This window comes from Candidatus Hydrogenedentota bacterium (assembly GCA_013359265.1).
Taxonomy (GTDB): domain Bacteria; phylum Hydrogenedentota; class Hydrogenedentia; order Hydrogenedentales; family SLHB01; genus JABWCD01.
In genome coordinates this window covers 1-25,691 of the sequence record JABWCD010000044.1, presented here as the reverse complement: position 1 = coordinate 25,691, position 25,691 = coordinate 1, and the positions used below count along the sequence as shown (strand labels likewise).

At 61.7% G+C, this 25,691-nt stretch carries 25 protein-coding genes; 19 read left to right on the top strand and 6 right to left on the bottom strand.

Annotation, left to right across the window (positions count from 1 at the left end; genetic code table 11):
- Nucleotides 1–320: 320 nt before the first annotated feature.
- From HUU46_24960 to HUU46_24945, 4 genes are all read left to right on the top strand, one after another.
- Nucleotides 321–527: a hypothetical protein gene (locus HUU46_24960; GenBank protein ID NUM56894.1), complete on the top strand. Its 207-nt coding sequence runs from the start codon at nucleotides 321–323 to the stop codon at nucleotides 525–527.
- 112 nt (nucleotides 528–639) lie between these two features.
- Complete coding sequence (locus HUU46_24955) at nucleotides 640–846, top strand: ORF6N domain-containing protein (GenBank protein ID NUM56893.1); 207 nt, start codon at nucleotides 640–642, stop codon at nucleotides 844–846.
- A gap of 257 nt (nucleotides 847–1,103) precedes the next feature.
- Nucleotides 1,104–2,429 (top strand): DUF3748 domain-containing protein, encoded by a 1,326-nt coding sequence (locus HUU46_24950; GenBank protein NUM56892.1) that lies wholly within the window; start codon nucleotides 1,104–1,106, stop codon nucleotides 2,427–2,429.
- A gap of 225 nt (nucleotides 2,430–2,654) precedes the next feature.
- A complete protein-coding gene (locus HUU46_24945) occupies nucleotides 2,655–3,017 on the top strand; it encodes a helix-turn-helix transcriptional regulator (GenBank protein NUM56891.1) in 363 nt (120 codons plus the stop codon).
- An 82-nt stretch (nucleotides 3,018–3,099) separates the two neighbouring features.
- On the opposite strand, the gene HUU46_24940 is transcribed toward HUU46_24945, so the two are convergent.
- Together HUU46_24940 and HUU46_24935 are read right to left on the bottom strand one after the other, a co-directional pair.
- Nucleotides 3,100–4,587, bottom strand: a complete 1,488-nt coding sequence (locus HUU46_24940) for a hypothetical protein (protein ID NUM56890.1) — start codon at nucleotides 4,585–4,587, stop codon at nucleotides 3,100–3,102.
- 18 nt (nucleotides 4,588–4,605) lie between these two features.
- The gene (locus HUU46_24935; GenBank protein ID NUM56889.1) at nucleotides 4,606–5,718 is read right to left on the bottom strand and encodes a sulfotransferase; all 1,113 of its coding nucleotides are present in this window, start codon (nucleotides 5,716–5,718) and stop codon (nucleotides 4,606–4,608) included.
- A gap of 139 nt (nucleotides 5,719–5,857) precedes the next feature.
- Between HUU46_24935 and HUU46_24930 the strand changes: the two genes are divergently transcribed.
- The 9 genes from HUU46_24930 (at nucleotide 5,858) to HUU46_24890 (ending at nucleotide 15,523) form a co-directional block, all read left to right on the top strand.
- A complete protein-coding gene (locus HUU46_24930) occupies nucleotides 5,858–6,220 on the top strand; it encodes a response regulator (GenBank protein ID NUM56888.1) in 363 nt (120 codons plus the stop codon).
- A 174-nt stretch (nucleotides 6,221–6,394) separates the two neighbouring features.
- Complete coding sequence (locus HUU46_24925; GenBank protein ID NUM56887.1) at nucleotides 6,395–6,688, top strand: 4Fe-4S dicluster domain-containing protein; 294 nt, start codon at nucleotides 6,395–6,397, stop codon at nucleotides 6,686–6,688.
- A complete protein-coding gene (locus HUU46_24920) occupies nucleotides 6,685–7,860 on the top strand; it encodes a 2-oxoacid:acceptor oxidoreductase subunit alpha (GenBank protein ID NUM56886.1) in 1,176 nt (391 codons plus the stop codon). Before HUU46_24925 ends, HUU46_24920 begins: the two co-directional genes overlap by 4 nt.
- Nucleotides 7,857–8,696: a 2-oxoacid:ferredoxin oxidoreductase subunit beta gene (locus HUU46_24915; protein NUM56885.1), complete on the top strand. Its 840-nt coding sequence runs from the start codon at nucleotides 7,857–7,859 to the stop codon at nucleotides 8,694–8,696. The genes HUU46_24920 and HUU46_24915 overlap by 4 nt, the downstream gene beginning before the upstream one ends.
- A gap of 15 nt (nucleotides 8,697–8,711) precedes the next feature.
- Nucleotides 8,712–9,278, top strand: a complete 567-nt coding sequence (locus tag HUU46_24910) for a 2-oxoacid:acceptor oxidoreductase family protein (GenBank protein ID NUM56884.1) — start codon at nucleotides 8,712–8,714, stop codon at nucleotides 9,276–9,278.
- Complete coding sequence (locus HUU46_24905; protein ID NUM56883.1) at nucleotides 9,275–10,666, top strand: CoB--CoM heterodisulfide reductase iron-sulfur subunit A family protein; 1,392 nt, start codon at nucleotides 9,275–9,277, stop codon at nucleotides 10,664–10,666. The genes HUU46_24910 and HUU46_24905 overlap by 4 nt, the downstream gene beginning before the upstream one ends.
- Before the next feature lie 135 nt (nucleotides 10,667–10,801).
- A complete protein-coding gene (locus tag HUU46_24900; protein NUM56882.1) occupies nucleotides 10,802–11,950 on the top strand; it encodes a right-handed parallel beta-helix repeat-containing protein in 1,149 nt (382 codons plus the stop codon).
- A gap of 9 nt (nucleotides 11,951–11,959) precedes the next feature.
- Nucleotides 11,960–13,987: an alpha-galactosidase gene (locus HUU46_24895; GenBank protein ID NUM56881.1), complete on the top strand. Its 2,028-nt coding sequence runs from the start codon at nucleotides 11,960–11,962 to the stop codon at nucleotides 13,985–13,987.
- 189 nt (nucleotides 13,988–14,176) lie between these two features.
- Nucleotides 14,177–15,523 (top strand): Gfo/Idh/MocA family oxidoreductase, encoded by a 1,347-nt coding sequence (locus tag HUU46_24890; GenBank protein ID NUM56880.1) that lies wholly within the window; start codon nucleotides 14,177–14,179, stop codon nucleotides 15,521–15,523.
- Between the two features lie 315 nt (nucleotides 15,524–15,838).
- Here HUU46_24890 and HUU46_24885 read toward each other — a convergent pair whose 3' ends face one another.
- The 3 genes from HUU46_24885 to HUU46_24875 all read right to left on the bottom strand — a co-directional run bounded on the left by HUU46_24885 (nucleotide 15,839) and on the right by HUU46_24875 (nucleotide 17,891).
- Nucleotides 15,839–16,345 (bottom strand): hypothetical protein, encoded by a 507-nt coding sequence (locus tag HUU46_24885; protein ID NUM56879.1) that lies wholly within the window; start codon nucleotides 16,343–16,345, stop codon nucleotides 15,839–15,841.
- On the bottom strand, nucleotides 16,342–16,629 hold the full coding sequence (locus tag HUU46_24880) for a hypothetical protein (GenBank protein NUM56878.1): 288 nt from the start codon (nucleotides 16,627–16,629) through the stop codon (nucleotides 16,342–16,344). Before HUU46_24880 ends, HUU46_24885 begins: the two co-directional genes overlap by 4 nt.
- 149 nt (nucleotides 16,630–16,778) lie before the next feature.
- On the bottom strand, nucleotides 16,779–17,891 hold the full coding sequence (locus HUU46_24875) for a response regulator (GenBank protein NUM56877.1): 1,113 nt from the start codon (nucleotides 17,889–17,891) through the stop codon (nucleotides 16,779–16,781).
- A gap of 375 nt (nucleotides 17,892–18,266) precedes the next feature.
- Between HUU46_24875 and HUU46_24870 the strand changes: the two genes are divergently transcribed.
- The 6 genes from HUU46_24870 to HUU46_24845 all read left to right on the top strand — a co-directional run bounded on the left by HUU46_24870 (nucleotide 18,267) and on the right by HUU46_24845 (nucleotide 25,195).
- Nucleotides 18,267–18,428, top strand: a complete 162-nt coding sequence (locus HUU46_24870) for a hypothetical protein (GenBank protein NUM56876.1) — start codon at nucleotides 18,267–18,269, stop codon at nucleotides 18,426–18,428.
- 14 nt (nucleotides 18,429–18,442) lie between these two features.
- On the top strand, nucleotides 18,443–19,129 hold the full coding sequence (locus HUU46_24865; GenBank protein NUM56875.1) for a hypothetical protein: 687 nt from the start codon (nucleotides 18,443–18,445) through the stop codon (nucleotides 19,127–19,129).
- 256 nt (nucleotides 19,130–19,385) lie between these two features.
- A complete protein-coding gene (locus tag HUU46_24860; GenBank protein NUM56874.1) occupies nucleotides 19,386–21,944 on the top strand; it encodes a circularly permuted type 2 ATP-grasp protein in 2,559 nt (852 codons plus the stop codon).
- Entirely contained in the window at nucleotides 21,941–22,807 is an 867-nt protein-coding gene (locus HUU46_24855; GenBank protein ID NUM56873.1) for a transglutaminase family protein, read from the top strand. Before HUU46_24860 ends, HUU46_24855 begins: the two co-directional genes overlap by 4 nt.
- 381 nt (nucleotides 22,808–23,188) lie before the next feature.
- The gene (locus tag HUU46_24850) at nucleotides 23,189–23,671 is read left to right on the top strand and encodes a hypothetical protein (GenBank protein NUM56872.1); all 483 of its coding nucleotides are present in this window, start codon (nucleotides 23,189–23,191) and stop codon (nucleotides 23,669–23,671) included.
- Nucleotides 23,672–23,791: 120 nt separating this feature from the next.
- On the top strand, nucleotides 23,792–25,195 hold the full coding sequence (locus HUU46_24845; GenBank protein NUM56871.1) for a hypothetical protein: 1,404 nt from the start codon (nucleotides 23,792–23,794) through the stop codon (nucleotides 25,193–25,195).
- Between the two features lie 169 nt (nucleotides 25,196–25,364).
- Here the strand turns inward: HUU46_24845 and HUU46_24840 are convergent, their stop codons facing one another.
- Nucleotides 25,365–25,541: a hypothetical protein gene (locus tag HUU46_24840; GenBank protein ID NUM56870.1), complete on the bottom strand. Its 177-nt coding sequence runs from the start codon at nucleotides 25,539–25,541 to the stop codon at nucleotides 25,365–25,367.
- Nucleotides 25,542–25,691 lie beyond the last annotated feature (150 nt).

Below are 25,691 nucleotides of genomic sequence, written 5' to 3'. Positions count from 1 at the left end.
GCACCTTCCCAACTTACGGACCCTCGTGAAAAGCGCCGCTTTGCCCCACTGCAACACGTGATAAACTCTGCGTAAGGAATCCCATCGTGATCTCGCGTCGCGGTGGCCCCGGCTCTCTCGGGAGCCGGGACTCTCACTCGCTCACGCGTTCCTAATTCGCCGCAGCGAATCATTTGGGAACGCCTTCCAACGGCTGTGTTCTCGCTCCCAAATTTCCATTTGGGAACGCGCTCTTGAAAAGCTCTGCTTTGCTCTCCCTTGCACCCGCCTCCCGCACGACGCTATCGTTCCCACTCGCAGCGCAATCGCCGAGGATTCCCATGCCCACGCTCGACCGGATCGGCAAATCGAACAACGACGGCAACGTGCTGACGCGCGCCGTCCTCGCAAGTCTCCCCAAGTTCGATGGGCCAAAGGTCATCCACTGCGCAGGCCGTCTCCTCGGGCGCGAACGCCTCCAACGCGAGAACATCATCGTCCGCCAAACGCCCTATGAGATTAAGGTGACATGGCGCCAACCGCTGTAGAATGGACTTCTTTAAGGTCGTAAATTGCGACCTTAGACGCGTTGATCGCTGATAACACAAAACTTACAACGAACCGGTCACAAGTTGTGACCGGTCATAGCATCGAGGCGTTATGAAGTCGACCCAACGTATCGAATCGCTTATTCTTAACATACGCGGCCAGAAAGTCATGTTGGACGCCGACTTGGCTACGCTGTATCGCGTAACGACCGGCGCATTGAACCAGTCTGTGAAGCGTAGCGAAGACCGATTTCCCGGAGATTTTTGTTTCCAGCTCAACGTGGTTGTTTCGGCGGCAGCGCACGGACCCCTGGTGTAGTCCGCGCGAAACGCCGCGGTCCGCAGTCGTAATCAAGCGAAGGAGGAGGGTTACCGTTGTCGCCGACCGTCCCACCCGGCGAATGGCAAACCCGCGCGGCGGCTGTTCCCGATTCAAATGACTGCGCCGCCCCCGATGTCGTAAACTGCGTTGGGCGCAGTTCACTTGGGGAGAGGGAATCCATGCACGCAGCCACGTCCGATCGTGTTCGTTTCCGGTCCGCATTCGCATTCGCAATTGTTGCAGGGAGCATCGTCATGTCCACCGCATCCATCGCGCAGGAACGCCAGATCACGTTCTCGCCGCAGAACCACAACCTCGACAACAACGACAATTTTTCGCCGGATCAGAGGTTCCTGTGTTACGACACGCGCGAGACGATTGGCCCCGGGATTAACAACTCGCTGTCGATTGAGAAGGTCGAGATCGCGACCGGTATCGAGTCGATCATCTACAAGCCGGAGAAGGTGCTCACGGGGGAAGATTGCGCGCCCGGCGTCGGCGCGGCGTCGTACCATCCGATTCAAAACAAGGTCGTGTTCATTCACGGCCCATTGGTGGACGAAGTGCCGCTGCGCGGTTACTACGGAAAGCCCAACCGGAAAGGCGCGGAGGTCGACGCGGACGGCTCGCAGCGTTTGGTGTGGCTCGATTGCCGCGACGTGGATACCACGCGTAACACGCCGCCCGGCGCGCACCGCGGCGGCACGCACCGCCACGAGTACACGATGGACGGCAAGCGCGTCGGCTTCACGTACGACGACTTTTTCCTTACCGAATACGGCCGCACCATCGGCTACATGGAACCGCGCGCGGACGCGCCCGGCGGCGCGACGCACTACTTTTGCCTGTTGGTGAAACCGGCGCCGACGGGCAAATCGAAACCGGGCGAAATCGAAATCGCATCCGGCGACTCGTGGATCGGCCGGCACGGCTACATGCGCGCGTTCATCGGAAAGGTCCGCGCGGCGAACGGCGTCGATTACGAGGAATCGCTTTTCGTCGTGGACGTGCCCGCGGCGATCGACATCACTACGGCCAAGGCGGGCAGCAAGTCCGAGTACCCCACGCCGCCGGCGGGTTTGCGCATCCGCCGCCTCACGCAGACCAACGCGTCCGGCGTCGCGCGCGGCACGCTCGAGGGCGATCGCATCGCCTACTACGCGAACGACGCCAACGGTACGAAACAAATCTTCATCATCGCGTCCGACGGATCGGACCAGGACACGGACCCCGCGAAGCGTCCGATGCAGGCGACGCATTGTCCCGATGGCGTGAGCGGCGGCGTGCGCTGGCATCCCAGCGGCAACTCGATCGCGTACCACACCAACGGCGCCGTCGCCGTCACCTGCGTCAAGCCCGGCCCCCGTTTCGGCGAGACCAAACTCCTCACGCCCGAAGACCCGGACAACCCCCGCGCCGATCTCGTCTGGTCGCCGGACGGTTCGCTGTTCGCGTACTCCCGCGCCGTCCCGTCGTTTGACTCGGACGGCAAACCGGTGAAGACGTACGCGGGCAAGGACTGCGCGCAGATATTTGTGTTGCCGTTCCCGGATGCGGATGGCGATGGGGTCTGCGATTAGAGCGTTTCAAGATCGACTGCACCGCGTGCTCGTGCTCGTGCTCGTCATCGTACTCGATCGTTTCGAGTATCGAGTGCGAGTACGATGACGACTCACGAGCAGGAGCACGAAACGGACAGTGTGCTCAAACTTGAATTGCGCTAGTTCACGATCCACATTGATCGACCCCATTACGTGGTTGGCAAGCCCATGAGTGTACTTGACGGAACAATATCAAGAGGGCGTATGAAAAAGGCAATAGGCCAAGAGCGCGATTTGGGTTTGCGCATCGGCGTTATTGTGCGCCGGTACCGCGAACATCAGGACATGACGCAGGCCGATTTGGCGAAGCAGTCGAAAGTGACGCAAGCCGAAGTGTCGTATATCGAGCGCGGTAAGCGTTCGCACCTGAAGACGCTTGACCGGGTTGCGCACGCGCTTGGAATGGACCTGAGCGAAATGATTCGACGCGCCGAGGCCATCGGCGACCGCAAGGCGGTGCTTCAACAGGCGCAAGAGTTTATTGAGAAGTTGGGCAAAGCGACCGTCAAGAACACAAAGCCGTCAAGACTATCCAGGGCCGCCGCCGTTAAGGGCCTCTCGCAATAATACGCGGCCGGCCGGGATTAGGGCGTTTCAAAGTCAACTGCACCGCGTGCTCAAACTTGAATTGCGCTAGGGTCCGGCTGCGCTATTCCTCCGTCGTGGGTGTCATGGCGCGCCAGATTTCGAGGCCGTCGGAGGGATTGGCGGACCCGACGTACAGGTAGCCGCCGGGCGTGGATTCCATCGTGCGCCATCCGTAATTGGTGCGGTTGCCCATGCCGTCGATGGTGACGGGGAACCAGTGGACGCCGTCCTGCGTTTTGAAGATGTCGGCGCCGGCTTGCGTGAGTTGGTACCACTGCTCGTATTCGAGCGGCAGGTCTTCGACGTCATCGGGAATCTCGCCGGTGCGGATGAACGCGATGAGCGTGGGCAGGTCGTCGAGGAACCACGACAAGACGGTCGCCTGGTCCCACGTGCCGGCGTAAAGCCAGCCGTCGTGCTCTTCCATCCACCAGCAGTAGGCGTTGGTGAAGAAGTTGAAGCCGGAATCGTAGCCGGAAAGCGATTTCGGGCCGACGACGGTTTCCCACTCGTCGTTTTCGTCGATGCGGATAATGTCGCAGCCTTTGAAGCCGTTTGCCTGCGTGGGATTGAACCCGAAGAAGATGATACTGCCAACGTAGAGGTGGCCCTTGAAGAGGCAGGGCGTCCCCGCGATCTCGTTGCGCGAATCGGTTGCGCCGCCGTCGATGAGTTTGATTGCGCCCGCGCCTTTGTCCGGGCCTTCGAGCTTCCAAATTTCGTAGCCTTCGGTGTCGTTTTTCGTGCCGGCGTAGAGCCAGTCGTTGTACGAAACGAGGAACTCGATGCCGCGGTTGTTCGGATTGCCGAAGCCGTCCTGCATGAGCGGATCGAAGTTCAGGCCGTCGTCGGACACCCAAATCTCGCCGGGCGGCGGATCGGACTCGTAGGTGTCGAACGCATAGGCGAGGTACATTTTGCCATTGTGCTCGGCGAAGTAACGGATCGAAGCGCCGTTTTCGCCGGTGGTGAATACCTGTTGCCAATCGCCGGGATCGCCGGTCTTCGATCGCCACAACACAGATTCGAGCCCCTGCGTCGCGGTGTAGAGGTAGTTTGCGCGTTGGCCCTTGTTCGCGTCGTCCACCGCGCGGTAGACGTCCATGTAGCGGAAGCCGGTCGTTCGATACTCTTCGTTCGGCTCGACGTCGCGGTAGTCGAACACGGTTTCCCACACGTCGGCGCCGAGGTCGGGCCGGTGCCTGCGAATCTCGGGTGGGCGCGCGGGCGCTTCATCCGGGTCAATGTCTTCGCCGGAGAGGAGCGTCGTGAAGTAATAGCCGATGAGGCCGGCGATGTTGTTGCCCGTACCGACGTAGACGTGGCCGTCCTTCGCGTCGTCGGCCTTGAAGTAGCGCATCGCCCACGCGTAGCTATTAATGTCTTCGTCGTGGTCAACGGGATCGAAACCGTTCTGGCTCACCTTCACGAAGTCGGTTGCCTTAAGACCGCCGGGATCGCATTGGGGCAGCAGCATGCCGCACGATAGGAGCACGGCGAGCGCGCCAATGACGTGCCGCAACGGAATTCGGTTCGGTTCTTTCAGCATTGTTGGCTCCCTCGTCGTCTACGCTGTCCAGCCCGGCCGCGTGTATCCCCACCGCTCGACGGCCGCCTTGCTCACTGCGGCGATGCGGTCGGACACGGTTGGTTCCAGCTCGAATGTATTCTTGCGATAGCCCGCCTTCGCCTCGGCGTACGACGCGACCCGATCCCTTGCGTCGAACGGCCCCAAATCGAGTGTACGGTACAGGCGATCCAATTCGCCAATCGGATCGCGTTCGAGGTCCTCGAAGCGCACCTCGGCCCATTGGCGGGCCGGCACGGCGGATTGCGTCTCGAGGCACCGGGCGACGAGGGCCTCGTACATCGCGTAGACGTTGTCCACAAGCGTTGTGCGCTCGAACCGTTGAAGGACGGTAATGGGAAGGATGCGGTCGTAGAAGTGGATTGTCGACGGAATGACGACGTAGGGATCGCGATACACGTGGATGAACTTCGCATCGGGATACAACTCGAGCAGCGCGGAAATGCGCCCGGTGTTGGCGGGGTTCTTCAGGACGAGCCGGCGCCCGCCGGCTATGTGGCTCGCCTTTGCAAGCAGGGCGCGGTAACAGCTTGCCCACTCGCTCCGTTCGTCGTCGCGGATGCGATCGAACATCACGTAGCGATCGAAGAAGGAGCGCATGTCGCGCGGAAAGTACAGCGCGTGATAGTACGCGCACGGCGTCATGTGCGCGAGGGCGATCTCTTCTTCCTGCGGGCCGAACAGCGTGAGTTCCATGTTGTCCATGGGGCGCTCGGTGGGCATGCGCGCGCGGATGATCGGGGCGAGAATGCGTCTGCCCGAGATGCAGCCGCCGGGGATGATGGTTTGGAACGTGCTGACGTAGCCAAACTGCGCGTCCTGGCAGAGCAGATTGTGCAGGTGCGTAGTGCCGCTGCGCCAATGTCCAATGATGAAGACGGGAGGCTTCGCAGGCGGCGCGTTCGTTCGTATGAACCGGCGATCGAGCGCGCGCAACGGCGCCGCGGCGGCGGTGCATACGGTGACGTTCAGCGCTTTGGGCCAGAACGGCGGATCGACTTGGTGCGCGCGCGTCAAGCGGCGCCAGACGCTCGAGGACGCACCGACCAACGGGTGCGCGAAGACGTACCGGCGTGAATTTCGTTGAGCCATGCGAACGCGCCCCAACCAATCCGCAGTCCCGCAACGCCGGGAGTATATCAGGCGATCGCGGAAATCGCGCGGACGCGCGGGGCCGTCGTTGCGCCGGGGCGGTCAAGCGGCTATAGTGTCGCGATCTTGGGAACGCTGCATGAGTACAAAACCACGTATCCTAGTTGTTGACGACGAAGAGAACATCCGGTTTGCGTTGAATCGCTGGTTCGAAATGTCCGGCTTCGAGGTGGACACCGCGGAGGACGGCGCGGTGGCCGTCGAGAAATGCAGGACCGGCCGGTACGACGTGATTACGATGGACCTGGTCATGCCGAAGATGGACGGCCCGAGCGCGATTGGGGCCATCCGCGAGGCCAACCCGGATGTGCCGATCCTGGTGTTGAGCGGGTTTCCCGATCGGGTGGTGGACGCCCCGGCCCTTGGCGCGACGAAGATACTGGCCAAGCCGGTGTTGCTCAGCGAACTGGAACAGGAAGTCCGGGCGCTGTTAAAGAATTAGCGCGGACTTGTGGCCAGCGGGAACAGCCACCGGCCCAGCGGGCCGGTAACAGTCCCTGAGACATTATTTACTTGGAAAAATAGTCCTTTTCGGGTATATTTATAGGGACGGATCATCGCGGGCGCCTGGCCGCGTTGGGGGAAATCCGGGTCCAGGCAGAGGGGGCGGACAACTATGTCCGTACAAGCGCGCGTCCCTATTGACGCGGCGTCGATTCAAGTTCCGCGAGGACAGGTCTATACCATCCCCAACCGATGCAAAGGCTGCAACTTCTGCATCCAATTCTGCCCGAAGGAAGTCCTCGAGTTCTCCGAGGCGATCAATAATAAGGGATATCACTTTCCGGTAGTCCGCAAGGGCATGGAAGAGCAGTGCATCCACTGCCGGTTCTGCGACCTGATTTGCCCCGAACTGGCGATCTTCACGCGCGAGGTCGAGCCCGCGACTGCGGTGGGAGCGAGCGCATGACCCCGGCCGCCGCACCAGCGGTTGACGAGACAACCCGCGTCATCGCGGGCGACCACTTCATGCTTGGCGACCACGCGTGCGCGGAAGGCGCGCTCGCGGCGGGCCTGGACTTCTACGCCGGATATCCGATCACGCCGTCCACGGAGATTATGGAGCACCTCGCCGAGCGGCTGCCGACAGTCGGCGGCACGTTTGTGCAGATGGAGGACGAAATCGGCAGCGTGGCGGCAATCATCGGCGCATCGGCGGCGGGCGCGCGCGTAATGACGGCTACGTCCGGGCCGGGCTTCAGCCTGATGATGGAGAACATCGGCCTGGCCGCGATGATGGAAGTGCCGATCGTGATTGTGGACGTGCAGCGCGCGTCGCCGTCTACGGGGCTGCCCACGTCGGTGGGTCAATCGGACCTGTTCCAGGTGCGCTGGGGATCGCACGGCGATTATTCGGTGATCGTGTATTGCCCCGCGTCGCCGCAGGAATGTTTCGATCTGACGGTCGCGGCGTTCAACGCGGCGGACCAGTACCGCGTGCCGGCGTTTGTGCTGATGGACGAGATCGTCGGGCACATGACGGAGCGCGTGGCGATACCGCCGGTGGAAAACATTCCGCGCGTGCGGCGCAAACGGCCGAATGTGCCGCCGGGATCGCCGGACTTTCTGCCGTTCAAGGCCGACGAGGACCTCGTGCCGCCGATGGCGCACGCGGGCGAAGGGTATCGCGTACACATGACGGGGCTGACGCACGACGAGCGCGGGTACCCGTCGCTCACGGCGCAGACGCACGAGAAACTGATCAACCGGCTGGTGGACAAGGTACGGCTCAACGCGGACCGCATCGCGCGGTATGAATTGCTGCAGACGGAGGACGCGGACGTCGTTGTGGTGGCGTTGGGGTGCACGTCGCGTTCGGCGCGGCGGGCGGTCGCGTTGGCGCGCATGCAGGGAATCCGCGCGGGAATGTTGCGTCCGATCACGATGTGGCCGTTCCCAAAGACCGCGCTGAAAGAGCTTGCGAACAACGGCATGGTGAAGCGGTTCGTCGTGCCCGAGATCAATCTCGGGCAAATGAGCCGCGAAGTGCAGCGGCACACGCCGTTGCCGGTCACGCGCCTGAACCATCCCGGCGGCGCGATGATCACGCCGAACCAGATTTTGGAGGCACTCGCCCAATGAGCGCCGGCTCAATCGTAGTCGAGTCCCACCCCGCGGACACGCTCATGCGGGCGGACCGGTTGCCGCACATTCTTTGTCCGGGTTGCGGGATCGGGTCGGTGGTGCACACGTACGTGGACGCGATCGCCGAATCGGGCATTCCGGTGAACCAGCACGTCTGCGTGTCGGGCATCGGTTGCAGCGGGCGCGCGGCGGGGTACGTCAACATCGACTCGTATCACACGACGCACGGGCGCGCGATTCCGTTTGCGCTCGGGATCGCGACATATCGGCCCGATCTGCACGTCACCGTCATCAGCGGGGACGGGGACCTGACCGCGATTGGCGGAAACCACTTTATTCACGCGGCCCGGCGAAGCGTCGCGCTGCTCGTGTTGTGCATCAACAATTTCAACTACGGAATGACGGGCGGACAAGCGGGACCGACGACGCCGCTCAGCGCGATGTCGCGGACGACGCCGCACGGATGTTGGGAGCGGCCCTTCAACTTGCCGTTCCTTGCGCAGGCGATTGGCGCGTCGTACGTCGCGCGGTGGACGGTGCTGCACGTGCGCCAGTTGCGCACGGCGCTCTTGCGCGCGATGAACAAGCAAGGGTTCCGGTTTATCGAGATATTGTCGCCATGCCCGACGGGCTTCGGCAGGCCGAACGATATTGGCGACGGGTTGAGCGAAATGCAGAACTACCTTCGCCGGTGCGAAGTGAACAACGAAATCGATCTGCGCGCGGTCGACATCGACCTGACGCAACAGGACAGCCCGATTTACGTGGGCGATTTCGTCGACGTGGACCGGGCGTCGTTCCGGCCGCAAGTCGTGCACCGCGCGGGGGCGTAATAGAAAGCAGTAGGTATGACGGAAACATCTCCCGGAAGCGAAGTAACCGAAATTCGAATCAGCGGGTATGGCGGCCAGGGCGTAGTGCTCGCCGGACTCTTGCTTGGAAAAGCGGCATCGCTGTATGACGGCAAATCGGCGGTGTTCACGCAATCGTACGGACCGGAAGCGCGCGGCGGCGCGTCGTGCGCCGACGTGGTTGTGTCGAGTGCGCCGGTGGACTATCCGCTGGTCTCGCACCCCGGCGTGCTCGTGGCGCTGTTTCAGGAGGCGTACGTGAAGTACCGTCCACTGATGAAGCCCGGCGGATTGCTCATACTCGAATCGGACCTGGTTCACGTGAAGAAGGACGAATCGCCGCACCACAGCGTGCCCGCGACAAAGATCGCGGAGGGTCTCGGCAGGAAGATCGTCGCGAACGTCGTTGCGCTCGGGTATCTGGTCGGCGCAACGAACGTGGTCGGGCGCGAGGCCGTCGAGGAGTCGATTCGCACGACGGTCAAGAAGCAGACGATCGACCTCAACCTGCGCGCATTCGACGCGGGGTATACGCTGGCGGCAAAGGAGCGCGTTGCGTCATGACCGATTCCGTGCTTGTGATCGGGGCGGGCGTCGCGGGAATGCGCGCGGCGCTCGATCTGGCGCGGCATGGTATCCAGGTAGTGCTGATCGAGCGCGAACCGGTGTTGGGCGGCGTGATGGCGAGCCGGCTGAGCGACGAGGAAGAATCGTTCAGCTTCGCGCACGGCGTCGAAGTGCCGAAGACGCAACAGATCGCCGCGCAGAAGAACATCGAGGTGCTCACGCTGGCGGAGATCGTGGAATTGGCGGGAACGGCGGGCGATTTCACGGCGACGATTCGCCAGCGGGCCCGCTTTGTAACGGATGCGTGTACGCGGTGCCGGCACTGTCACACGGTGTGTCCGCAGGTCGCGCCAAATCAGTTTCAAGCCGGCATCACGTTGCGCAAAGCGATCTATACGCCGTTCCGCGACGCTTTCCCGAGTTCGTACGTCATCGATATCGAGACCTGCCTCAACAATCCGCCGAACTACATGCCGTGCCAGCGCTGCGTCGAGGTGTGCGACGACAAGGCCATCCATTTCGAGATGGCGGCCGAACAGCAGCTAACTCGAAAGGCCGGTGCGGTGGTCGTGGCGACGGGGTTTGCGGTCGAGGGTTCGGGCGAGTTGGACCGCTACGGGTACGGCTCGCACCCGGACATTCTGTCGTACATGGAGTTCGAGCAACTGATCTCCCCGGTCGGCCCTTCGGGCGGGTTTGTCGAGAAATTGAGCAACTCGACGTCGCCGGAAAACGTGTTGTACGTCATGCACGACGCGAGCCGGTTCGCGACGGGGTGCGCGGCGGCGCAGTGTGACAAGATGGCGGACCAGGAAATCAAGAACATCGTCGTGCTGCATCCGTCCACGACGAAAGAGGGTGACCCGTTCGGGACGTTCTGGCGCCGCATCGCGCGGCACAGTGTTGCGCTGGTCGAAGGCGAAGTCGAGCGGATCGCGCCGATCGAGGACGACCAGTTGCGCGTGCGATACAAAGAGGCGAACCAGCCGCTGAGCACCACCGAGGATTACGACATGGTGGTGCTGACGACGCGGGCGAAAGCGTCGCCCGGATTTTCGAAGACCGCGGCGGTGCTCGGCATCGAACACAACGGCTTTGGATTTGTGCGCGCGGGACAGACAATCGGCGGCATCAACGCGACGTCGCAACCGGGCATCTACGTGGCGGGGTGCGCGAGCGGGTTGAAGGACGTGCACGAAACCATTGCGGAGAGCAAGTCCGCGGCAATCCACAGCATGCGCCACGTTCAGGCGCGGGCGGACAAAGCGGACACGCCGATCGTCACGGGGCACACGGGCGTGATGATCGACGGCAGATGGCTTACCGACGAGCAAATCCGCAAGCGCATCGAGTCTATTCTGCTGAACCTGATGCAGGCGACGTGATCGCGGAGGGCGGGTTCTCAACCCGCCGTCCGCACGAAATGGCGGGTTAGAAAACCCGCCCTCCGAATGCGCATCTCTTCGTATATACTCCAATGGCATTTGGGTAATTCAAGCTTGAATTCAAATGGGTGAACCATGAACGCTCCTTTCCTTCACTGGCTCTTGCCTCTTGCGTTTCTCGTCGAGGCTGAACCGAAACCTGCGCCGCCTGGGGCGACCTGCGTTATTGCGGCGCACGATTCTTCCGATCGATCGAAGGCGGGAGCGGACTACGTTTGCGACGGAGAAGGCGATCAGGAGGAAATCAACGCGGCGATCAAGTCGTTGCCGGAAGCGGGCGGGCGCGTATTGCTGATGGAAGGGACGTTCGATATTCGGCGCGTCGAGGGCCAGTTGGGCGGCGTGCTGATCGAGCGCAGCAATGTGACGCTGGAGGGACAAGGTCCGTCCACGAAGCTGGTCCAAGCACCGGCCCAGGAGACGAACGTTGTTCGCATTATTGGGTCCGGCGTGGGGCATATCGTCATTCGCAATCTGTACGTCGATGCGAATCGCGACGCGAACCCCATCGGCGAGGGCGATCCGAACGTGTCGCACGCGCGGTTCGAGTTCTGCGGCATCAAGGCGTTCTGCGCGCGGCCTGGCGGCGGGGGCGAGCCGTGCCACAACATCACCATCGAGCACTGCTATGTCATGAACGCGCGGCGGTTGGGCATCATGCTCGAAGGGCGCAACATGCGCGTGTTGAACAATGTCCTGGGCAATGCCTTCTCGGATTCTGTCGAAATCCTCACCGGCCCCGGCGAGATTCGCGGAAACTACGCGGACATCACCGCAAAAACGCACGTGGCGTTCGGGTCGGACCGTGGGGACAACATCGTCATGGCAAATAACATCGTTCATGTGCGCGACGGCGGCGATCTCGATATCGGGTTCCGTTCGTGGGCCGATTCGCAGCGGCACGTGATCGAGGGCAATATTGTCACCGTCGATAAGGGCGGCAAGTGCGCGATCGCAATCGATGCGCGCGGATACGGCGCGATCATCACCGGCAACCACACGTACACCGCGAACGACGAGAAGCTGCTGGTGAAGATCGGCGCGGGGAAAACGATCGTCACCGGGAACGTGTTCGAGAACACGGTGGTCGAGGTGGATGACACAACGGGTGCGGACAAACCGATTGTCGTGGACGGAAACGTCCTCGAGAATTCTTCGGTGACCGTAAAGAAGGGCCGCGTTCGTGGTGACTCCATTTCGCAACCAGCCACGACGGGGGAATGATCGGTAGCCGTGTCCAACACGCTCGTACTTTTCGTTCGCGCCTCGGTGGTCACGGCGATCGTCGTCGCGGCGAACGCGGATCAGCCATCCGTCAGCCCGGATTCGTTCTCGTTCACACTCGACGGCGTGGCGTCGCGCGATGTTCTCGCGGGGTGGAAGCGCAAACATTCGAAGTTGGCGCCGCCTGCCGAGCCCGATTGCTGGGTCCCGCGTTATGCGGAATCGCTCGCGGAGCTTGAGCGCGCCGATTTTGTCACTTACCGCAGTGAGACACTCGACTTGGCTGCGCAGCGGGAAACTTTTCCGGACGCGGATGCGTGGATACAGTTCGTCACGTTCGCGAACAACTCCCAAAGGGATTCGGGCATCATTGCCGACGTGTATCCCTTGGACACCGTGTTGCGGTTGGACGGTGACGGCCCGATTGTGTTGCGCTACGCGAAAGGCAGCCACAACGAGCAGACCGATTTTCAGCCGATGGAGGCGTCGCTTGTTGCAGGCAAACCGCTGACGTTCTCGCCGTATGGCGGGCGCTCCTCCGACGGGTTTCTTCCATTCTTCAACCTTTCAACGGCACACAGCGGGTACATCATTGGGATAGCATGGACCGGCCAGTGGAAAGCGACGTTTGAAGCAATCGACGAACGTAGCGTCCGTGTCACGGCGGGCATGGAACGCGCGCGTTTTCGATTGGCCCCAAAGGAGGCCGCGCGCACGCCGGGCGTGCTGGCGCTTCGCTGGGAGGGCAGGGATTGGCTCGCGGGGCAGAACCAACTGCGCCGGTTTTTGCTGCGGCATTTCACTCCGCGCCTCAGCGGCGCGCCTGTTGTGCCGCCCATCGCAGCGTCGCCGAACGGGTATGTTTCGTTCAATGACGTTACACAAGCGAACCTGATTGACTGCGTCGAGCGGGTTGCGTCGCACGCGTTCCCCGTCGATACGTTTTGGTTGGATGCGGGCTGGAATGCCGGCGGATTTCCGTTGGGGATGGGGAACCCCGAGCCGGACGCCGCGCGCTTTCCCAATGGGCTGAAGCCGGTCAGCGACGCGGCGCACGCGCGCGGACTGAAGTACTTGCAGTGGTTCGAGCCGGAACGCGTGATGCCGGGGACGTGGCTCGATACGCAGCATCCGGAATGGCTGCTGAAACCCGCGGGGCTGCCGCCGGAACTTGCCTATCACGAGAAGGACGGATTCAGGCTGCTCGATCTCGGAAATGACGACGCCCGCGCATGGATAACGAGCAAGATTTCGTCGCAGGTTTCCGCGTACGGCGTCGACGTTTATCGCCACGATTTCAATTTGTTTCCTCTGTATTACTGGCGAAACGACGAACCGGAAGACCGCCAAGGCATTCGGGAGATTCGTTACATCGAGGGGCTTTACGACTTTTTCGACACGCTCCGCCGCGATCATCCGGACCTTGTCATCGACAATTGCGCGAGCGGCGGACGCCGTCTCGATCTCGAGATGCTGCGGCGCTGCGTGTTTCTGTGGCGCACGGACAACTGCTGGGACCCGATCGCGGAGCAGTGCATGACGCACGCGTTGAGCCTGTGGTTGCCCGTACACGGCGTCGGAGCGGTATCGGTAAATCCCTATGAGTTCCGCAGTGGATTGGGCAGTTCGTTCACGATGGCGCTCGACTACCGCTCGGAGAATCCGGCGTTTTGGGAACAGGCGACGGCGCGCGTGAACGAATTGAAGCGGGTGCGGGAATTCTTCAGCAAGGATTATTACCCGCTATCCCCGTATACGACGGCAGAGGATGCATGGATCGCGTGGCAATTCCATGACCCGGAGAAAGACGCGGGGCTTGTGCAGGCATTTCGCCGCGGCAAGGCGCCCGATGCGACGCTGCATTTGAGATTGCGTGGGCTGGGCGAGGGGGCGACGTACACCTTGACGAATTTGGATACGAGCGCGGACGAGTCGATTGCGGGTGGGCGCTTGATGGCGGAGGGGTTTGGTATTCGGATCGATGAGGCGCCGGGATCGGCGGTGATTGTTTACGCGCGCGGGAGAGGGAGGAATTGAAGCTCGCGGTTTGCGCCGAAATGGAAGGTCGTTTCGAGACGAAGAGACGATGAGTTTCTCGGACGTAGATTAGCGAGCATCTTTCCAATGATGTCGAGTATTTGATTACGATTACGAGCACGAGCACGAAATGAAATACAGTTCGACGAGGAAAATGTGCCGGCCGTCGGGAAGCGAAGGGAGGTCGCCATGGATCACAATACACTCAGCCGTCGGGCGTTTCTTGCCGCGGTTACGACGAGCGGGGTTGTTGCCGGTTGCGCTACGAGGACGAATACGGCTCGTGTCGTGCCGCGAAGCGTTTCGCCAAATGAGAGACTAAACATCGCTGTCGTTGGCTGTGGCGGACGCGGGGCGTCCAACCTGCGTGAGACGTCGGTCGAAAACATCGTCGCGTTGTGCGACGTCGACGCTGCGCGCGCGGCGGAGGCGCTTGCGGGATACCCCGGCGCGAAGCGCTACACGGACTGGCGAAAACTATTGGACGATTCGGCAGCGTTCGACGCGGTTGTTGTCAGCACGCCCGATCACATGCACGCGCCGATTGGCGTGCCGGCGATGCGTCTTGGCAAACACGTGTACTGCGAGAAGCCGCTGACGCGCACCATTGACGAGGCGCGCGTGATGGCGGCGACGGCGAAGGAATATAAAGTCGCGACGCAAATGGGCACGCAGGGCGTTTCGTTCGACAACACGCGGACGGGGATCGAGATGTTGCGCGCGGGCGTGATCGGCACGCCGAAGGAAATCCATGTGTGGACCGATCGCGCGCTGAACTGGTGGCCACAGGGCGTCGAGCGTCCGGCGGATTCACCGCCCGTGCCCGATACGCTGGATTGGGACCTGTGGCTCGGCGTCGCGCCGTCGCGGCCGTATCACCCGGCGTACGTCCCGTTCAAATGGCGCGGGTGGAAAGATTTTGGTTCCGGCGCGATCGGCGACATGGGCATTCACAACGCGGCGATCGCCTATCTTGGATTGCAGTTGGGCATGCCCGATGGCGCAAGCATTGTTGCGAGCTCGCCGCTGTGCGCGGAAACGTTTCCGGCGTGGGCGGAGTTATGTCTCGACTTTCCCGCGCAGGGGAGAAACCCCGCGTTGAAATTGTATTGGTACGACGGCGGGCATAAGCCACCGGCGTCGTTGATTGACGGCGATCCGGTCGATGCAAACGGATGCATCATCGTCGGAAGCGAGGGTACGCTGTACTCGATCGATTGGGCCGGCGACAGGCACGTGCTGTACCCAAAGGAAAAGTTCAAGGACTACCAACCGCCCACGCCGGCGTTGCCGCGCGTGAAGGGGCATCATCAAGAGTGGATCGACGCGTGCAAGGGCGGGCCCGCGCCCATGGCGAACTTCGCCGATTTTGCCGCGCCGATGACGGAGATCATGCAGTTGGGGAATCTTGCGCTGTTAACCGGGCGCGATCTGCGGTGGGACACGGCCGCCAAGTATTCGCCGGATTGCGCGGAGGCGAATACGTTTGTGAAACCGAGATACCGGCAGGGGTGGAAGATCGAGGGGCTGGGATAATTGCGCCGGCCGCGCCGATCCGTCAGGCGGGTCCGAGTTGCGATTTCCACGCATTGAAGTCGGAAGCGGTGCAAGGCCTGACCGTACCACTATCGCAGAAATAGCAGTCCTCCGGCCTTATGCTGCCGGCCACTTTTTTGGAATGGCGCTTTTCAATATTCAACACGCTGCGGTGGCAGATGTCGCCGGTTGTACTTTCTTCCTCCGAAACCTCAATCTCGGAGGTAATACCGGCGACTTCTCTTACGCGATCAAGAGAGTAAATCCAATAGACGAGGGGTTCGCCGACGCTTTTTTCGCTGAGATAGTACCGCCTTAGGTGGGCACATATGTCAGCGGAGCAGTCGAGAATGCAGGGAAGGCTGACTGAGGAGACGCCTTTATCACTCGTGCTTGCCTTGAAGGCGATGAGGTCAAACTTTTGATTTCCCCGTAACCACCATCTTGGGCTAATCTTTCTGACAAGCTGCATAGTTCGCTCAACCTGGCCCTCAACGTATTCAATGCGTTCGGCAACGCGCTTAACCCGAAATACTCGGTTGGATACTCGTAGTCGTTAATTTCAAGGTCGTATTCAATATCAAACTGGCCGCGTACGTCGAAGCGCGCGAGATATCCATTGCCATCCACGAGGATCACCACGTTACCGTCCGTGTCCGGAATTAGATCGATCTCGGTAAATCCCCCCAATTCGAGGCACGCAAGAAGTTCCTTGCACGCGCGGATTACGTTCTCGGCGAATGGCGCAGCGTTTTCGCCGTTCCAAGCTCGTTCCAAAGTCGCAAGCCGGTCTAGCTCCCGATCTACTTGACGGTAATTCACTGGGCGCTGCTCTTCTTTTTTCGGAGGGTCTCGATTATTTCGTTCATTTTGTCTGCGGTAATTATGGGTTGCCCCATCTGATCTTCAATGTCCCGGATGACCTCGTTAAGCTTGACACCCAAGGTCTTGGCAAGAGTCATGGAGATGTGCAGTTCGTAACGCTCGGCGCCTCCGCTAAAGACAACCATGACATCGGCGTTGGATACTTGGATTTCAAAGCCGTTTGCAAAAAGCGGTACCGGTTGATGTCTTAGTTGGAGGGAAGGTTGATCAGTCGTCGCCATAACGTATCCTCGCCGAATTTGAAAGCGCTATTATCGTACCATTCGGAGTAGGTAAAGGGAAACCGAAAGCGAAAGTTTGCGAATGGGCCCGTGACGACCGAGGAACGCTGCGGCGCCGCCCGAAGCTCGAGCTTGCGCCCCGCCGGAGCCTACCGTTTGATCGGGAACCGAAGTACGAAGTCCGCGCCGCCGCGTTCGTTTTCGCGGACGATTACGTCGCCGTTGTGACGGCGCATGATGTTCTTCACCGCGGCGAGGCCGAGGCCGGTTCCGCGGTCGCCCTTTGTCGAGAAGAAGGTGTCGAAGATTTTCGTGCGCAATTCGGGGGGAACGCCCGGGCCGGTGTCGCTGATCGAAATGCAGATATCGTCGGGTTCGCGCCAGGTGCGCACGTGGAGTTCGCGCGGCCCTTCGGTCCCGTCCATCGCCTGGCACGCGTTGTTGATCAGGTTCAGCACGGCCTGGCGCAGCAGGACGAAGTCGCCTTCGCAGATCGGAATGTTCTGGGCGAGTTCGCGGGTGACTTTGATGTTCAGCTTCTGCGTGACGGGTTGGCTGACGTTGAGGCAGGCGTCCGCCACGTCGTTGATGTTGAGGATCGAGAAACGCTGCGTCTCGTGGCGCAGGAAATTCATCGCGGAACGAACGATGTCGGTGCATAGCCCGATCTGTCCGTGGATCACGCTCAGGCGGTCGCGCGGCACATCGGATTCCGCTTTCTGTAACACGATTTCGAGTTGGCCGGTGATCACGGCGAGCGGCGTGCCGAGGTCGTGCAGCATGCCGGTCACGAACCGGCCCAGCGTCTCGAAGCGGTTCGCTTCGAGCGCGAGTTCCTCGAGCCGCCGCCGTTCACGCTCCTCGATCCGCTTGGCGAGGCCTTCCTCGACGTGGCGCAGCATCACCTGGGTGTCGAACGGTTTCACGACGTAGGCGAGCGCGCCACACTCGACCGCGGTCATGGCCGAATCGAGTTCTCCGAACCCGGTGAGAATGATGACCTCGACGTCTTCCAAATTGGCTTTGACCCAGCGCAGCAGTTCCGTGCCGGATTGGCGCGGCATGCGCAGGTCGGTAATAACAAGATCGATGGGTTGTTCGGCAAGGACGGCTTGTGCGCTTGGGACGTCTACGGCGAGGTAGACGTCGTGGTCTTCTTTCAGCAGCATCCGCAGCGCCTGGCGCGGACCGTTCTCATCGTCGACGATGAGAATCCTTCCGCGGACCACAGTGTCGTTCGCGGCGTCCTTTAGTTCCTGCATCCCCGTCCCCTTCCGTCCCTGTATCTGTCTGGGGCACGCACCGTGCACCAGCTCCGCGTGATGGTTCATCCGTCAAGAGAGAGCAAGGCCCATACCATGAGTCGGAATGTTTTGTAACACATTTAACATGAATATTTTGCGAGATTCTGCGGACTGCTTGGCGTGCACAAAAATGCTCTATCCAGGGTCGAATTGTGGAAATTGCGTACAAAATTGAACACAGGGGTGTTCCAAAAAGTATGCATATGCCTATGTTTGGGTGTAGGGAAGTTCGGCAGGTATCCTGAGCGTTTGGGTTTACTTGCATTTTCCGAGCCAATTTGCTTAGATATTGGCGCAGAAAGAGCGGCCGTGGCCCGTGGCCCGGCCAAACCGATGAAACGAGGAATACAGGACGTGAACCAGTTCGACTACAACGCCGCGCAGTGCGCAGCCGCCAAGAAGCGTATGGCGGTCTGGGGCGTAGTGTCGCAACTTATTCTCGACACGCGCCTGCCGCACGCAGGGGTTCCCGTCCTGGGGGTGCTGCATAGCTAAACGCTAACAAGCACATAGCAAAGCAAACCAGGCGCCGCAGGCGGGAACCAAAAACCCACCGGCGGCGCTTCTGTTTTAGGCCCATTAACCCCGCTGCGAGGCGGACAAACGAGAGGGAGTGGAAACGATGCTCAATCCAGTACGACACGAAACGGATGCGCGAATTACCCGAGCCCGATGGGGCAAACCGAAGTACCGGCAGATGCCGGCGCAACGGGGCAGACGAAGTAGGAGCAGATCAACAACAAGAGGAGCATCCGGTCATGGCGAGGTTCAATCCTGAGTTCTGGGAAATCCCGACTCAATCCGCATATTTGGAAAGCGTCCCGTCGGAACGGGCGCTGTGGTACGAAACGGAGGAACACCGGGAGCGGCGCTACGCGCTTCAGGACTTCTTTCAATCGGTGTTGCCGGTTGTGGTTGACCTGATGGGCAATCAGCTCACGCCGCGCCAGCGGGAGATTTTGCACCTGTATTACTTCTGCAGCAAGACGCAGGAAGAGATTGCAGCGATGCTGAATCTGACGCAGTCGACGGTGAGCAGACACTTGTTCGGCACGGTCCGCAACGGGAAGAAGGTGGGCGGCGCGATTCCGAAGCTGCAGAAAGCAGTCGAGAAGCGCGACACCGGCCAGATTCGGAACGCGTTGAAGACGTTGCACGCACGGTTCGATCAGGCCCATGCGATAGCCGCCGCATAAGGCGAACGTATGCGAAGGCACGATGACGAGGGCGTCCCCACGCTCGGTTGGGGACGCCCATTTTATTTGCGAATCCGGTTGCGGCAACGCCACACCAAGTTCAAATGCAGTTGAAGCGATTTCGTGTTCGGATCGTCGCCGGCGTTTCGTCAACTGATGCCGGGGGTTCGGCCATCCGTCCCTGCCGGAGGCGCGGCGCATGGCCGTGGCGGCGTTTGTTACAATGCCGCGCCTTTATTGGGAACGGAAGCAGCGCATGGCGACGCGAGAAACAAACGCCGATATGGATTCGCTCGTTCGGATGTACCGGCCGGCGGCGAACGCCTTTGACGAGATGGCGACGCGGGAAGGGCTGTTGCGTCCGCACTGGCAACCGTACGCATCGCTAATCGATCGGATCGGCGCGGCGGAATTCCAGCGCCGGCACGAGCAGGCGATGTCGCTGATCGAAGAGGACGGCGTCTCGTACAACGTGTACGGCGACGCGCGCGTGTCGCACCGTCCGTGGACGGTCGATCTCGTGCCGCAGATTCTCTCCGAGCAGGAATTCGCGGTCCTCGAACGCGGCATGGCGCAGCGCGCGGCGCTGCTCGATCACATTGCGCGCGACATCTACGGCCCGCAACGGCTTGTGCGCGAGGGGCTGCTGCCCGCGGAGTTCGTGTACGCGAACCCGGCGTTTCTCGTGCCGTGTCACGGGCTCGCGCCGCCGCTGGCCGCGTGGCTCCACTTTTTTGCCGCGGACCTGGCGCGCCGCGCGGACGGCACGTGGATGGTGGTGGCGGACCGGACGCAGGCGCCCTCGGGAGCGGGTTACGCGCTCGAAAACCGGCTGGTGACCACGCGCATCTTTTCGACGATTACGCAGGACTGCAACGCGCAGCGGCTCGCGGGGTTTTTCGAGCGGTTTCGCACGACGTTGCGCGAGCTTGCGCCATCGAACCGCGAGAACCCGACCATCGTATTGATGTCGCCGGGGCCGACGCACGAGACCTATTTCGAGCATTCGTACCTCGCGCGGTACCTGAACTTCACGCTGGTCGAAGACGATGACCTGACCGTGCGCGACAACTGCGTGTACCTGAAGACGCTCGAAGGGTTGTTGCGCGTCGACGTGATCCTGCGGCGCGTGGACGATCAGCTCTGCGATCCGCTCGAGTTCGGCACCGATTCCGCAACAGGGCTCGTGGGGCTGGTGCAGGCGGCGCACGCGGGCAATGTCGCGATCGCGAACGCGCTCGGGTGCGGCGCGTTGGAGGCGCCGGCGCTGCGCGCGTTGTTGCCCGCGCTGTGCAAGAGCGTCCTCGGCGAAGACCTCCGGTTGCCGTCGGTAACGACGTGGTGGTGCGCCCATCCCGATCACCTTCAATACACCATCGATCATTTCGATCAATTGTTGGTTGCGCCGGCGTTTTCCGGGCGCGGTTGGAACCCGACGCTTGTCGAGAACCTCAGCAGCCGCGAACGCGCGGCGCTGCTCGAATCGATCCACGCGCGGCCCTTCGATTTCGTCGCGCAGGAACGCGTGACGCCGTCGTCGGTGCCGGTGTGGAACGGGAACGGGTTGACGCCGCGCTACATGATGCTGCGATCGTACGCGGTGACCGCCGGCGACGACGCCTACGCGGTCATGCCGGGCGGGCTGACGCGGTTCAGCGAAACGCCGGACTCGCTCGTCATGTCGATGCAGCGCGGCGGCGGCAGCAAGGACACGTGGGCGCTCACCAGCGGGCCGGTCGATTCGCACAGCCTGCTTCCGCCCGCGGGCCAGCGCATCGACATCAAGCGCACGGTCAGCAATCTGCCGAGCCGCGCCGCGGACAATTTGTTCTGGCTGGGGCGGTACCTCGAACGGCTCGAGGGCACGTCGCGCACGATCCGCTGCGTGCTGTCGCGGCTGACGGACGAATCGGGCGGATCGTCCGGGCGCGAGTTGCCCGCGGTCGTGCGCAGCTTGTCGCTGGTGCTGCCGAACCCGCCGGGCGAAAACTGGTATGAGATGGAATTCAATCCGCGCGCCGTGGCGCGCCGCGTCGTCGCGGCGTTGTTCGATCGGACCTGGATCAACAGTGTGAGTTCGGTGTTCGCCACGCTGAACAATGTCGCGTGGGTGGTGCGCGACCGCCTGTCGCTCGATACGTGGCGCATCCTCGGCCGGTTGATGGAAGAATTTCCCGACACGGGGTTTCGCGAACCGCGCGCGGGCGAGGCGCTCGCGCTGCTCAACCAGGTGATCACGGACCTCGCGGCGTTCAGCGGGCTCGCCACGGAGAACATGACGCGCGGGCAGGGCTGGCGATTTCTCGATATCGGGCGGCGCGTCGAGCGCACGCTGAACACGGTCGAGCTGTTGCGATCGTGCCTTGTGATTCCGATCGATCCGGAGTCCGCCGTGTTGCAGGCAGCGCTCGAGATTTCGGACAGCGCGATGACGTACCGGTCGCGTTATGGCGGCAATCTGCAAACGCCCGCCGTGTTGGATTTGCTCGTTACGGACGATTCGAATCCGCGCGCGGTCGCGTTCCAGACCGAACGCCTCGCGCGCCACATCGATGCGCTGCCGCGCGAGAGGGCGTATCCGTTTGCGAGCCGCGAGCAGCAATTCACAACGCGGCTGGCCGCGGACCTCAAGCTGATCGATATCTTCGAGTTGGCGGCCGTCACGCCGCAGGGCCGCCGCGCCGGGTTGGAGACGCGGCTGCTGTCGTGGTCGCAGACGTTGCGCGACGTTTCGGACGCGCTGGCGTGGCACTATTTCAGTCACACCGAATTCTCGCGCGCGAATACGACAATTCGCACGGTGCCGCACGCATGACGTATTTGATTCGACACCTGACGCGCTACGATTACAGCGAGACCGTGCCGATTTGTTACAACCGCGCGCACCTCTCGCCGCGCAACGACGGGCACCAGCGTGTGCTCGACAAGCAGTTGCAGGTCACGCCGTCGAGCGCGCTGTTTTCCGAGCCGCGCACGGACTTCTTCGGCAACGAACTTACCTACTTCACGGTGCAGGAACCGCACAGCAGCATGGAGGTGACGCTGCACGCGCAAGTGGACGTGGATCCGGTGGAATACCTCGACCTGAACGAGTCGCTTCCGTGGGAAGACGCGGTCCAGGCGTCGCAGGAAACCGGCCATATCGATGCGTATCGGTTCGCGTTCGATTCGAGGTTCGTCGGGGCGTCGGCGGTGTTGCGTGCGTACGCGGTCCCGTCATTTCCCGCGGGGCGTCCGTTGTTGGCCGCGGTGTCCGACCTGACGGCGCGCATTTATCGCGACTTCACGTACGACCCGGCGGCGACGACCGTTTCAACGCCCCTCGATGAAGTGATGCAGAACCGGCGCGGCGTGTGCCAGGATTTCGCGCACCTCGAGATCGGGTGTTTGCGTTCGGTTGGTGTGCCCGCGCGCTACGTCAGCGGCTACATCTACGGCGGCGACGTGAACGGCGAACCCAACCTGACCGGCGCGCAGGCGTCGCACGCATGGCTGTCCGTGTTCTGTCCGAAGTTCGGCTGGGTGGATTTCGATCCGACGAACAACATGATCCCCAGCGACCTGCACATCACGCTTGCGTGGGGGCGCGACTACGACGACGTATCGCCCGTGCGCGGCGTTGTGCTCGGCGGCGGCGAACACACGATCAGCGTCGAGGTCCAGATCGCGAGGGCGTAGGCAGGTTGCGCGCGCCAGAGCGTTTCAAGGTCGACTGCACCGCGTGCACGTGCTCGTGCTCGTGCTCGTGCTCGTGCTCGTGCTTCGTAATCGTGCTCGTAATCGTAATCGTAATCGTAATCGATTCAGTTCGAGTGTCGCAGGAGCACGAAACAGACAGTGTGCTCAAACTTGAATTGCGCTGTTTGTAGCGTTTCGAGGGTAGCCCGAGCCGCAAATCGACAAAGCAGAGCTTTTCAAGAGCGCGTTCCCATCTGGAACGTTGGGGAACGAGAAAATCGGGAACGAGAAGGAAATCGCAGGCCTCCTCGCGGGCCCGCGAGGAGTCAAAAAGCCACCCCACAGTGCAACACGCCGGGCCAAGATGTAGGAGACTACACCATGGCACGACGTAACACGAAATGGGCAAAGAAAGTCATGGAGGCCTGGCTGTCCGATCTGGATGGGCCGGGCGCGACCAAGCAGGACAAGGAGTGCATTCAGTACGTCATCGCGGGCCTTCAACCGCTGGTCGCCCAACAGGGCGACCGCGCGATGGTCGCCGCTCTCGAGATGTGCAATCTCATTCTTGCCAACATCGTTTCGCGCCGCGCGGATTTCCAGGTGCTGGACAGCTTTACCAAGGAAAACCTCGACATGGCCCTCAAGGCGAACGATCGGACCTGCAAGGTCAATTCCGCCGCCGGGCCGTCCGCGCGCGCCGGGTTGCGAAGCGAAGACATGGGACTCGGCAGTCGGCTCAAACCGCTTATGAAACGCGCGAAACGCGCCATCGAAGCGTCAATCGTCGAGGCCGGGCCGCGCGCAACGGTCCAGGATGACGCCGGCGGAGCTTGCGAATCCGTTCCACTTCCGGACACGTGAAAGGATACCCCACCCGCCGATAGCACGCGGACCGGCGGGCCCGCCGCACCGTTGCGGCTGGATGCGGAGAAACTTCGCGGCGAACTGAAACAACATAAATTCAATCAAAGCGAGAGCGCCGTGGTCGTGCACACCATGGAGCGTACGGAGTTCGCCCGCGCGCGCATTGTCGATGGCGGAGGCAACCCGTGGGAGCCGCGTCCGTACCAGATCGATTCGCTCGAATCGTTTGCGGCGCGGAAAGTGCATTGCGACGGGCGCGACGTGGGCAAGACGTCGGAGATCGAGATCGTCGCGGCGTGGGCGATGGCGGCGCGGCCGGACACCGAGATGCTGATCGCGACGCAGTGCGACAACCATCTGTTTCCGTTGATGCAGCGGATCGTGCACCGGTTCGAGTCGTCGCCGGAGTTCGCGAAGGACCTCGTCGAGGTGAAGCGGTCGCCCTCGTGGTACCTGCGGTTCCGGAACGGGTTCGTGTTATGGGGGCGGATCGCCGGGCCGCACGGCATGAACTTTCAGGGGCTGCACGTGGATTGGCAAATCGTCGACGAGGCGCAGGAGATGACGGAGTCGGCGTGGGGCGAACTGTATCAGGCGCTGAACGGCGGCGGCTGGCGCTGGGTCTACGGCGTGCCGAACGGGTTGCGGAACTCGTTCTACCGCATGACGCAGATGCCCGACGCGGAGCGGCACAACTGGCCGTCTACGTTGAACCCGGAATTCTCGCGGGCGAAGGACGAGGAGTTGGCCCTGTTGTACGGCGGAAAGAATTCACCGGGATACGTCCATCGCGTGTTGGGGCAGCACGGTTCGCCGGCGCACGCCGTGTTCGATCTCGACGATTATCTCGCGTGCGTGGACGAGGGCCTCGCGTTTCACGACATCACGTTGGCGGAAGGCGATGCGTTCGAGGCGCCGGGCGCGGTCGAGGGCGCGCATTATCTCGGGTGCGACCTGGGCTACGCGCGCGATCCGTCCGAGTTTGTCGTGTACCGCGCGGACCCGCCGCACCTCATCAACGTATTGCGGTTGCGTCTCGACGGCGTGAACTACGCGCGCCAGCAGGACATTATCGCCGCGCTCGACGACGCATACAGGTTCCGGCGCATCGGCATCGACGCGGGCAACAACGGCCGCGCGGTCGCGCACAACCTGATGGCGCGGGGCCAGGCGTGGTGCGAGAAGATCGAGTGCATCGAGTTCGGCGGCGCGATCGAACTCGAACCCTTGCCGGACGGCACGAAGGACAGGCGTCCCGCAAAAGCGTTCATGACGGACCTGCTCGCGCGGCACATGCGCGAACGGACGATCGTGTTTCCGCGGTTGCCGGACCGCGAGTCGCAATACGCGTCGCACACGTACGCGATCGGCGCGATGGGGTACATCGTGTACGAAAAAGGGAACGACCATCTCATCGACGCGGACCGCTGCGCGGCGTACGCGCACTACCGCGACACAATGCAATACGAGCGCGGGCCGATTTTCGGCGTGGAAGTGGGATTCTTCAGATGTTTGGATTAAGAGGCTCTAACAATAATAACGTCCTTGCGTTTACCCCGAAGGGGTTTCGGCGCGCAGCCCAGGGTTGGCCCGCCGAAGTCGCTTCGACGCAGGCGGGACTACCCTGGGTACCAACCACCCGCATTAGGGAATGTACCCTGAAGGGGTTTCGGCATTAATGTTAGAGGCTCTAAAGCAATTCAAGTTTGAGCGCACCGTCTCCTCCGTGCTCGTGCTCCTGCTCCTGCTCCTGCGCGTGCTCATGCTCGTGCTCCCGCTCGTGCTCCTGCGCGTGCTCGTGCTCGTAATCGTGCTCGTAATCGTAATCGTAATCGATATTACTCGTTACGAAGTACCGACTGTCCAACCTGAGACATGGTTAACAAAAATTTGGGAACGAAAAAACCGTACCTTACCCCGTGCTCGTGCTCGTGCTTCCATGAGAAGGTAAATCAACCTTGACCGGCGTGGCGGTCTTCCTTGTTGGGTCCGTATCCGTTTCGCCTTGCTTCCATTC

Coding starts and splice junctions, on each gene's coding strand:
- HUU46_24860 (NUM56874.1), top strand. CDS start 19,386: ATGGCGACGCGAGAAACAAACGCCGATATGGATTCGCTCGTTCGGATG.
- HUU46_24900 (NUM56882.1), top strand. CDS start 10,802: ATGAACGCTCCTTTCCTTCACTGGCTCTTGCCTCTTGCGTTTCTCGTC.
- HUU46_24905 (NUM56883.1), top strand. CDS start 9,275: ATGACCGATTCCGTGCTTGTGATCGGGGCGGGCGTCGCGGGAATGCGC.
- HUU46_24925 (NUM56887.1), top strand. CDS start 6,395: ATGTCCGTACAAGCGCGCGTCCCTATTGACGCGGCGTCGATTCAAGTT.
- HUU46_24850 (NUM56872.1), top strand. CDS start 23,189: ATGGCACGACGTAACACGAAATGGGCAAAGAAAGTCATGGAGGCCTGG.
- HUU46_24890 (NUM56880.1), top strand. CDS start 14,177: ATGGATCACAATACACTCAGCCGTCGGGCGTTTCTTGCCGCGGTTACG.
- HUU46_24870 (NUM56876.1), top strand. CDS start 18,267: ATGAAACGAGGAATACAGGACGTGAACCAGTTCGACTACAACGCCGCG.
- HUU46_24920 (NUM56886.1), top strand. CDS start 6,685: ATGACCCCGGCCGCCGCACCAGCGGTTGACGAGACAACCCGCGTCATC.
- HUU46_24880 (NUM56878.1), bottom strand. CDS start 16,629: ATGGCGACGACTGATCAACCTTCCCTCCAACTAAGACATCAACCGGTA.
- HUU46_24945 (NUM56891.1), top strand. CDS start 2,655: ATGAAAAAGGCAATAGGCCAAGAGCGCGATTTGGGTTTGCGCATCGGC.
- HUU46_24915 (NUM56885.1), top strand. CDS start 7,857: ATGAGCGCCGGCTCAATCGTAGTCGAGTCCCACCCCGCGGACACGCTC.
- HUU46_24950 (NUM56892.1), top strand. CDS start 1,104: ATGTCCACCGCATCCATCGCGCAGGAACGCCAGATCACGTTCTCGCCG.
- HUU46_24955 (NUM56893.1), top strand. CDS start 640: ATGAAGTCGACCCAACGTATCGAATCGCTTATTCTTAACATACGCGGC.
- HUU46_24930 (NUM56888.1), top strand. CDS start 5,858: ATGAGTACAAAACCACGTATCCTAGTTGTTGACGACGAAGAGAACATC.
- HUU46_24940 (NUM56890.1), bottom strand. CDS start 4,587: ATGCTGAAAGAACCGAACCGAATTCCGTTGCGGCACGTCATTGGCGCG.
- HUU46_24960 (NUM56894.1), top strand. CDS start 321: ATGCCCACGCTCGACCGGATCGGCAAATCGAACAACGACGGCAACGTG.
- HUU46_24875 (NUM56877.1), bottom strand. CDS start 17,891: ATGCAGGAACTAAAGGACGCCGCGAACGACACTGTGGTCCGCGGAAGG.
- HUU46_24910 (NUM56884.1), top strand. CDS start 8,712: ATGACGGAAACATCTCCCGGAAGCGAAGTAACCGAAATTCGAATCAGC.
- HUU46_24855 (NUM56873.1), top strand. CDS start 21,941: ATGACGTATTTGATTCGACACCTGACGCGCTACGATTACAGCGAGACC.
- HUU46_24935 (NUM56889.1), bottom strand. CDS start 5,718: ATGGCTCAACGAAATTCACGCCGGTACGTCTTCGCGCACCCGTTGGTC.